The sequence below is a fragment of the Frigoribacterium sp. CFBP9030 genome, from assembly GCF_034045195.1.
Lineage (GTDB): Bacteria > Actinomycetota > Actinomycetes > Actinomycetales > Microbacteriaceae > Frigoribacterium.
Window position 1 is genome coordinate 1 of sequence record NZ_JAXCWG010000030.1, and the last position, 1,682, is coordinate 1,682.

Annotated in this window: 1 protein-coding gene; it reads right to left on the reverse strand. The window is 74.6% G+C overall.

Features of this window, described 5'->3' with window-relative positions; all coding sequences use genetic code 11:
• Window positions 1-246: 246 nt before the first annotated feature.
• Window positions 247-948 (reverse strand): hypothetical protein, encoded by a 702-nt coding sequence (locus tag SOM13_RS15340; RefSeq protein ID WP_320480214.1) that lies wholly within the window; start codon window positions 946-948, stop codon window positions 247-249.
• Between the last annotated feature and the right edge of the window lie 734 nt (window positions 949-1,682).

The window sequence follows — 1,682 nt, forward strand, 5'->3', positions numbered from 1 at the left end:
CGTGGCGCGCGCCGACCCCCGGGCGTGGCGCGCGCCCTGTCTGCGACGCCCCGCCTCCCTCAGCGCCGCTCACCCCGTCGCCGCCTCCGCCTCCCCCCAGCCCCGCTCACCCCGTCGCCGCCTCCGCCTCCCCCAGCCCCGCTCACCCCGTCGCCGCCTCCGCCTCCCCCGCGCCGCTCGTCCGGCGGCGCCTCCGCCTCCCCCGCGCCGCTCGTCCGTCGGCACCTCCGCCTCTGCCAGCGCCGCTCACCCCGTCGGCAACTCCTGCTCCCTGCGGCGCCGCGGAACGGCGAGCCGCCAGTGTCTGCGCCCCCGCGGCCCGAGGACTCGCGGCAGGCAGGAGTTGCCGACGTGTGCAACGGGTCTCGGCCCTCCCGCGGTGGAGATCAGAGCATCGATCGCCGCTGCCGTCTCCTCCCACGTGTCGCGCACCATCAGCGTGCCCGTCCGGAACGGGATGCGGCCCTCGCGCGCGATCGCGGCGTCCTTGAGGCGGTCCTCGTGGAACCTCTCCTCGTGGTGCTGCCGCCCGTCCGTCTCGAACCCGATGATCCCGTCGACGACCATGTCGATGATCCTCCGCGAACGTCCGACGGGCACCTGACGGCGCACATGGTGCCCGGCGCACCTGAGGCGAGTGCCGGCGGCGCTCTCGAGAATGCTCTCCGCGCCTCCCTCGCTCCACGCGACGAGGCCCGCTGCGTCGGCGTGTTTCCGAGACAGGACCTCCGCGGCATCGTCGTCATCGAGAACCACACCGGCCTGCCGGGCCCAGTCCACGAGGATCACGGCGTCTTCGAGTGATCGTGCCTCGACGACGGCCCTGGCGAGAGCGTCACGGGGGTCGACCGACCAGGCGGTGCCCCTCTCGCTGAGATCGAGCGGGTCCCAGACGACCCGGATGCCGCGACGCCGCCGGAGGCGCGAAGCCGTCTCGGGCACGGACACGGTGATCGGCGGGCGCGTCCACGCCCAGGCACCCAGCGCGTGGAGAGCCGCGGCCCCGGTCAGTCGCCCGCCGATGCTGACGGCCACGTATCGCGGATCGGTTCGGTCCCAGGTGGAGTACCAGCCCCTTCGGGGCCGTGTCACTCCTCGAGAGCGGACGGCGGCCGTGAGGTGCCGGTCGGTGGCTCCGTGAGCCACCAGGTCGCGCTTGTGCAGGAGGCCCCCGGCGGAGATGACGAGTTCGGCGATCGTGGTCATGCCGACACAGCGTGCCCAAGACCCGCCCGGCTCCGTGCCGAAGACCTCCGCACTGTGGAGAGACGGGGAATCGGCCCGTCTGGGGACGAGGGATCGACCACGTTCGGCCTTCACCTGGGGATGACGAGACCCGGCGCTGACAACTCCTGCCTCCTGCGCACACGAGGGCAGCCACCCGGCGAACGCACCGGCCGAGACGACCGCAGCCAGGAGTTGCCGACCAGCCGCCGGAGCGGAGTGCGGGTATCGGACGCACCGTTCAGGTGCGCATCGGTACCGCCGCCCGGGTCGAGACCCAGAGGCCGGCGTCGGAAACTCCTGCTCACTGCAGCACGTCACGGGGGCACCGCCTGTTCCGGCCCGTGCAGGCGACGGGAGGCAGGAGTTGCCAGCGGGGGCGGGGGCGCGGGCAGGGGCGCGGGGGCGGGGGCGGGGGGGGCGAGGCGCGGGCGGCGGGGCGCGGGCAGGGGCGCGGG